Raw genomic sequence first — 7,408 nt, forward strand, 5'->3', positions numbered from 1 at the left:
TTGAAGGTGTGCAGCCCATACCGCGGCCGGTCCCACGGCAACTGCCCCATGGCACGATGGCTGCCAACCTGCCGCCGCGAGCGCGGACGGGCACCGTGAAGGAGCTTCGATGAAAGACACTCCGGGCTGGGCGTCGCCCGGATCCGCCGCGTCCGACGGGCAGGAACCCGGCGCGACCGTCCCTGCCGAGCCCGCCGAACATCCTGACGCGGACCAGCAGGATGCCGGCTCGAAGTGGTCCAAGGAGCAGCCGCCACCCGGCCAGTGGTCCGCGCCCACCGGCGCCCCGGCCCCCGGCCAGGCACCTCCGCCACCACCACCCGGCCCGGGCTGGGACGGCCAGCACCCCGGCGGCCCGGGCGGATACGGCGGCCCGGGTGGGTATGGAGGGCCCGGCGGACACGGCGGCCCCGGCGCATACGGAGCCTGGGGCGGCGGCTGGGGCGGACCGCCTCCCGCGGCCAAGCCCGGCGTGATCCCACTGCGTCCGCTCGGCGTGGGAGAGATCCTCGACGGCGCCGTCTCCACCATGCGCACCTACTGGCGCACGGTCCTCGGCATCTCGCTGACCGTCGCCGTACTCACCGAGGTCTTCGTCATCCTGCTGCAGGGCTTCGTCCTGAACGACAGCGCGAGCACCGACGTCCTCAACGATCCCAGCGCCAGCCTGAGCGAAGTCACCCACGCCATGGGAGATGTCATGCTCAGCTCCGGCGTGGTCCTCCTGATCTCCATGATCGGCACCATCGTCGCGACCGCGCTGCTCACGACCGTCACCAGCCGTGCCGTGCTCGGCAAGTCGGTGACCACCGGTGAAGCCTGGCGCGACGCCCGCCCGCAGATCCCCAGACTGTTCGGCCTGATCTTCCTGCTGCCGCTCATCGCCGGCGGCGTGGTCCTGTGCGGCGCGCTGCCCGGCCTCCTCGTGACAGTCGCCGGCGGAGGAGGCAGCGCCGGTGCGGCCCTCGCCGCGCTGGGCATCCTCGGGGCCGCCATCGTCGCACTCTGGCTGATGGTCCGCTTCTCCCTCGCCTCGCCCGCTCTGATGCTGGAGAAGCAGGGCATCCTGAAGTCGATGAGCCGCTCCGCGAAGCTGGTCCGCGGCTCGTGGTGGCGCGTCTTCGGCATCCAGTTGCTCGCCGCGATCATCGCGAACATCATCGCGTCGATCATCGTCATCCCCTTCGCCGCGATCGCGGCCGTGGTCAGCGGCAACGGAGTCTCCAACCTCCTCGACGGCAGCAACGGCGACCTCGGCTGGACGTTCCTCGTCATCAGCGGGATCGGCTCGGTGATCGGTTCCATGATCACGTTCCCGATCACGGCCGGCGTGACCGTGCTCCTCTACATCGACCAGCGCATCCGTCGCGAGGCCCTCGACCTCGAACTGGCCCGCGCCGCCGGTGTCCAGGGCTACGGAGGCACCCCCGGCACCACACCGGGGAGTTGATGAAGTGAGTCCGGCGGGGGGAGTTCTCACAACGGCGCCGGGACTGCTGCGCCTCGGCGACACGGCCGTACTGTCACTGGCGCGCTCCGGCGACGAGCCACCGGTGACCATCCCGCGCGATCCGGCGCGTGAGGCGGCACGGCGTGAGCTGGCCAAGCGGATGTACCACGAGAACGACCCCGGCCTGCTCCAGCGGGCCCTGAACGCCTTCTGGGACTGGCTCGGCAGACTGCTCGGCGCCGCCTCGGAGGCGACACCCGGAGGGACGGTCGGCCTCCTCGTCGTGGTCCTGGCCTTCGTCGCGGTCCTGACCGCCCTGTGGTGGCGACTGGGCACCCCGCGCCGCCACCCCTCCTCCACACCCGCCCTGTTCGACGACCGCCCCCGCAGCGCCGCCGAACACCGCGCCGCCGCCGAGGCACACGCCGCCCAGGGCCACTGGAACCAGGCCGTCCAGGAACGCATGCGGGCCATCGTCCGCGCCCTCGAAGAGCGCGCCCTGCTCGATGTCCGCCCCGGCCGTACCGCCGACGAGGCGGCAGCGGAGGCCGGCCGCACACTGCCCTCCCACACCGACCGGCTGCGGGCCGCCGCCCGGGAGTTCGACGACGTGACGTACGGCGGACGCAGGGCCAGCGAGCAGTCGTACCACCGCATCGCCGAACTCGACCGCGACCTGGAAGGCACCAAGCCGGTCCTCATGAGCAGTGCCCGCAGCACGGCCCACAACACCCGCCAGGGGGCCGCCGAATGACCACCGGGGCCACCACGCTCCCGTCCACCTCGGCCTCGCCCACCGCCCGCCACGTGTGGACCCGCGCGCGGGGCGTCGTACTCGCCCTCGTACTGCTGCTGGTGGGAGCCGTCGCGATCGCCGTCGTGCGCTCCGACGTCCGGCACGGCGCCCTCGACCCGCGCTCCGTCGACCCCTACGGCAGCCGCGCCGTCGCCGAACTTCTGGCCGAGCGCGGCGTGTCCACGCGTGTGGTCGGCACCCTGGACGAAGCCCGTGCCGCGGCCGGCCCGGACACCACTGTCCTGGTCGCGGTCCCCGACCTGCTGACGCACCGTCAACAGAGCGCGCTGCACTCCGCGACCGCCCACTCCGGAGGGCGCACGGTCCTCGTCGCCCCCGGCAGCTGGTCCGTCGAGCGGCTCGCCCCGGGCGTCACCGCCGACCCCGCCACCAGCCTCGACTCCGCCCTCTCTCCCGACTGCACCATGCCCGCCGCCCAGCGCGCGGGCTCCGCGGACACGGGCGGCATCCGCTACACCACCACCCATCTCGACGCGGACTCGTGCTACCCCAGCGAGCGCCTGGCCACCCTGGTACGCGTCCCCGCGGTGTCCGGGGGCGGCGACACCATCGTCCTCGGCGCGCCCGACATCCTCTACAACGACCGCCTCGACGAGCAGGGCAACGCCTCGCTCGCGCTCCAACTCCTCGGCTCCCGCCCCCATCTGGTCTGGTACCTCCCCTCGCTCTCCGACTCCTCCGCCACCGGCACGGACGACCACAAGGGCTTCTTCGAACTGCTGCCCTCCGGCTGGCTCTGGGGCACACTTCAACTCTTCGTCGCCGCCGCCCTGGCCGCCCTGTGGCGGGCACGCCGACTCGGCCCCCTAGTGCCCGAAAGACTTCCCGTCACGATCCGCGCCTCCGAAACCGTCGAAGGCCGCGCCCGCCTCTACCGCAAGGCCAACGCCCGCGACCGCGCGGCCGCCGCGCTGCGTTCCACCACCCGCACCCGCCTGGCCCCCCTCGTAGGCGTCCCCGTCGCCCAGGCGCACGCACCCGAGGCCCTGCTCCCCGCCCTCTCCGCCCACCTTCGCGGAGACGGACAGACCCTGCACTCGCTCCTGTTCGGCCCGCCGCCCGGCGACGACGCAGCCCTCATCGCACTCTCCGACCAACTCGACGCCCTCGAAAGAGAGGTACGCCGTTCATGATGGCCCCGACCACTGACAACGCCGGGTACGCCGGGGATCCGGGCAGGGCCCGCGCCTCCCTGGAAGCCCTGCGCGCCGAGATCGCCAAAGCCGTGGTCGGCCAGGACCCCGCCGTGACCGGCCTCGTCGTCGCCCTCCTCTGCCGCGGACACGTTCTCCTTGAAGGAGTCCCCGGAGTCGCCAAAACGTTGCTCGTCCGCACCCTCGCTTCCGCACTCGAACTCGACACCAAGCGCGTCCAGTTCACGCCGGACCTGATGCCGAGCGATGTGACGGGCTCTCTGGTCTACGACACACGCACCGCGGCGTTCTCCTTCCAGCCCGGCCCAGTCTTCACCAACCTCCTCCTCGCCGACGAGATCAACCGGACTCCTCCGAAGACCCAGTCGTCCCTTCTGGAAGCCATGGAAGAACGCCAGGTCACAGTTGACGGCACCCCTCGCCCGCTCCCCGAGCCGTTCCTGGTCGCTGCGACGCAGAACCCGGTCGAGTACGAGGGCACCTACCCCCTCCCGGAAGCCCAACTGGACCGATTCCTCCTCAAACTGACGATCCCTCTGCCGTCACGGCAGGACGAGATCGACGTCCTCACCCGCCACGCCGAAGGCTTCAACCCACGCGACCTGCACGCCGCCGGCGTACGCCCCGTCGCGGGCCCCGCCGATCTGGAAGCCGCCCGCGCCGCGGTCGCCAAGACCTCGGTCTCCCCCGAGATCACCGCCTACGTCGTGGACATCTGCCGCGCCACCCGCGAATCGCCGTCCCTCACACTCGGTGTGTCACCCCGCGGAGCCACCGCTCTCCTCTCGACCTCACGCGCCTGGGCCTGGCTGACCGGCCGCGACTACGTGATCCCTGACGATGTGAAGGCCCTGGCTCTGCCCACCCTCCGCCACCGCGTGCAACTGCGCCCCGAGGCCGAGATGGAGGGCGTGACGGCGGACGCCGTCATCAACGCGATCCTTGCCCACGTCCCGGTCCCCCGCTGATGGCTCTCACCGGACGCGCCGCCCTCCTCGCGGCCCTCGGCTCGATCCCCGTCGGCATCTGGGAACCCAGCTGGGCGGGCATTCTCGCGGTGAACACCCCACTGGCCGTGGCATGTGCCTGCGACTTCGCGCTCGCGGCACCCGTACGACGCCTCGTCCTGGCCCGCTCGGGCGACACCTCCGCGCGCCTGGGCGAGACCGCCGACGTCACACTCACCGTCACCAATCCGTCCCGGCGTCTCCTCCGGGCCCAGCTGAGGGACGCCTGGCCGCCCAGCAGCTGGCAGCCCGGCACGGAGATCGCGGCCTCCCGTCACCGTCTCACCGTGCCGGCAGGCGAGCGTCGACGTGTGACGACCCGCCTGCGGCCCACGCGCCGTGGCGATCGCCAGGCCGACCGCGTGACCATCCGTTCCTACGGTCCCCTCGGCCTGTTCTCCCGCCAGGGTGCCCACAAGATTCCCTGGACCGTACGGGTTCTGCCCCCGTTCACCAGCCGCAAGCACCTGCCGTCGAAACTCGCCCGATTGCGTGAACTCGACGGCCGCACCAGCGTCCTGACCCGCGGCGAGGGCACGGAGTTCGACAGTCTGCGCGAATACGTCCCCGGCGACGACACCCGCTCCATCGACTGGCGCGCCACGGCTCGCCAGTCCACGGTCGCCGTACGCACCTGGCGCCCTGAACGCGACCGCCACATCCTGCTGGTCCTCGACACCGGCCGCACCTCTGCGGGCCGCGTCGGCGATGCCCCGCGCCTGGACGCCTCCATGGACGCTGCCCTCCTCGTCGCCGCACTGGCGTCCCGGGCCGGCGACCGGGTCGACCTTCTCGCGTACGACCGCCGGGTGCGCGCCCTGGTCCAGGGCCGAGCGGCACGCGACGTCCTCCCAGCCCTGGTCAACGCCATGGCAACGCTCGAACCGGAACTCGTAGAGATGGACGCACGCGGCCTGACGGCCACGGCATTGCGTACGGCTCCCAGACGTTCCCTGATCGTCCTGCTCTCGACCCTCGATACCGCCCCGGTCGAAGAGGGCCTGCTGCCGGTGCTCTCGCAGCTCACCCAACGCCACACAGTTCTGCTGGCATCAGTAGCTGATCCGCACATCGCCCGTATGGCTAGGGCCCGTGGGAACGCAGAAGCGGTGTACGAGGCCGCGGCAGCCGCTCAGGCCCAGGCGGAACGTCATCGCACTGCGGAACACCTCCGCCGACTGGGTGTGACGGTCGTCGACGCGACGCCGGATGACCTTGCGCCGGCCTTGGCGGATGCGTATCTGGCTTTGAAGGCGGCCGGCCGACTCTGATCCATTTCCAAATTCTTGTCGAACCCGCGCCAATCCACGAGGGGGCTGGCAGAACTGCCCGAACGCAGAAAACCCCCGCACCGAAAGGTGCGGGGGTTTTCTCAATAATTGTTCGGCGGTGTCCTACTCTCCCACAGGGTCCCCCCTGCAGTACCATCGGCGCTGTGAGGCTTAGCTTCCGGGTTCGGAATGTAACCGGGCGTTTCCCTCACGCTATGACCACCGAAACACTATGAAACTGTGAACGCCGCACCACGTTGTGGCAACGTGGGGCTGTTCGTGGTTTCAGAACCAACACAGTGGACGCGAGCAACTGAGGACAAGCCCTCGGCCTATTAGTACCGGTCACCTCCACCCATTACTGGGCTTCCAGATCCGGCCTATCAACCCAGTCGTCTACTGGGAGCCTTACCCCATCAAGTGGGTGGGAATACTCATCTCGAAGCAGGCTTCCCGCTTAGATGCTTTCAGCGGTTATCCCTCCCGAACGTAGCCAACCAGCCATGCCCTTGGCAGAACAACTGGCACACCAGAGGTTCGTCCGTCCCGGTCCTCTCGTACTAGGGACAGCCCTTCTCAATATTCCTGCGCGCGCAGCGGATAGGGACCGAACTGTCTCACGACGTTCTAAACCCAGCTCGCGTACCGCTTTAATGGGCGAACAGCCCAACCCTTGGGACCGACTCCAGCCCCAGGATGCGACGAGCCGACATCGAGGTGCCAAACCATCCCGTCGATATGGACTCTTGGGGAAGATCAGCCTGTTATCCCCGGGGTACCTTTTATCCGTTGAGCGACGGCGCTTCCACAAGCCACCGCCGGATCACTAGTCCCGACTTTCGTCCCTGCTCGACCCGTCGGTCTCACAGTCAAGCTCCCTTGTGCACTTACACTCAACACCTGATTGCCAACCAGGCTGAGGGAACCTTTGGGCGCCTCCGTTACTCTTTAGGAGGCAACCGCCCCAGTTAAACTACCCATCAGACACTGTCCCTGATCCGGATCACGGACCCAGGTTAGACATCCAGCACGACCAGACTGGTATTTCAACGACGACTCCACAACCACTGGCGTGGCCGCTTCAAAGTCTCCCAGCTATCCTACACAAGCCGAACCGAACACCAATATCAAACTGTAGTAAAGGTCCCGGGGTCTTTCCGTCCTGCTGCGCGAAACGAGCATCTTTACTCGTAGTGCAATTTCACCGGGCCTATGGTTGAGACAGTCGAGAAGTCGTTACGCCATTCGTGCAGGTCGGAACTTACCCGACAAGGAATTTCGCTACCTTAGGATGGTTATAGTTACCACCGCCGTTTACTGGCGCTTAAGTTCTCAGCTTCGCCCCACCGAAATGGAGCTAACCGGTCCCCTTAACGTTCCAGCACCGGGCAGGCGTCAGTCCGTATACATCGCCTTACGGCTTCGCACGGACCTGTGTTTTTAGTAAACAGTCGCTTCTCGCTGGTCTCTGCGGCCACCCCCAGCTCAGAGCGTAAAGCTCATCACCAGGTGTGGCCCCCCTTCTCCCGAAGTTACGGGGGCATTTTGCCGAGTTCCTTAACCATAGTTCACCCGAACGCCTCGGTATTCTCTACCTGACCACCTGAGTCGGTTTAGGGTACGGGCCGCCATGAAACTCGCTAGAGGCTTTTCTCGACAGCATAGGATCATCCACTTCGCCACAATCGGCTCGGCATCAGGTCTCAGAC

5 protein-coding genes and 2 rRNA genes are annotated in these 7,408 nt (G+C 68.3%); 5 read left to right on the forward strand and 2 right to left on the reverse strand.

Annotated features, from left to right (window positions below; translation table 11 throughout):
* The first annotated feature begins 109 nt into the window (after positions 1–109).
* From ACIPSA_RS06635 to ACIPSA_RS06655, 5 genes are read left to right on the forward strand one after another with little or no spacing between them, the layout of a single operon-like run.
* Positions 110–1,450 carry a hypothetical protein gene (locus ACIPSA_RS06635; RefSeq protein ID WP_402629363.1) on the forward strand — a complete coding sequence of 447 codons (1,341 nt, stop codon included), beginning with the start codon at positions 110–112 and terminating at the stop codon, positions 1,448–1,450.
* Positions 1,451–1,454: 4 nt separating this feature from the next.
* Positions 1,455–2,204, forward strand: coding sequence for a DUF4129 domain-containing protein (locus ACIPSA_RS06640; protein ID WP_402629364.1), 750 nt, complete (start codon positions 1,455–1,457; stop codon positions 2,202–2,204).
* Entirely contained in the window at positions 2,201–3,400 is a 1,200-nt protein-coding gene (locus ACIPSA_RS06645) for a DUF4350 domain-containing protein (protein ID WP_402629367.1), read from the forward strand. Before ACIPSA_RS06640 ends, ACIPSA_RS06645 begins: the two co-directional genes overlap by 4 nt.
* The gene (locus ACIPSA_RS06650; protein ID WP_402629544.1) at positions 3,400–4,389 is read left to right on the forward strand and encodes an AAA family ATPase; all 990 of its coding nucleotides are present in this window, start codon (positions 3,400–3,402) and stop codon (positions 4,387–4,389) included. The genes ACIPSA_RS06645 and ACIPSA_RS06650 overlap by 1 nt, the downstream gene beginning before the upstream one ends.
* Positions 4,389–5,699: a DUF58 domain-containing protein gene (locus ACIPSA_RS06655; RefSeq protein WP_402629370.1), complete on the forward strand. Its 1,311-nt coding sequence runs from the start codon at positions 4,389–4,391 to the stop codon at positions 5,697–5,699. Before ACIPSA_RS06650 ends, ACIPSA_RS06655 begins: the two co-directional genes overlap by 1 nt.
* A 110-nt stretch (positions 5,700–5,809) precedes the next feature.
* Here the strand turns inward: ACIPSA_RS06655 and rrf are convergent.
* Together rrf and ACIPSA_RS06665 are read right to left on the reverse strand one after the other, a co-directional pair.
* Positions 5,810–5,926, reverse strand: a 5S ribosomal RNA gene (gene rrf / locus ACIPSA_RS06660).
* Positions 5,927–6,014: 88 nt separating this feature from the next.
* Positions 6,015–7,408 (reverse strand): 23S ribosomal RNA (locus tag ACIPSA_RS06665); the annotation flags it as partial.

It is taken from the genome of Streptomyces sp. NPDC086549, from assembly GCF_044746205.1.
GTDB lineage: Bacteria > Actinomycetota > Actinomycetes > Streptomycetales > Streptomycetaceae > Streptomyces.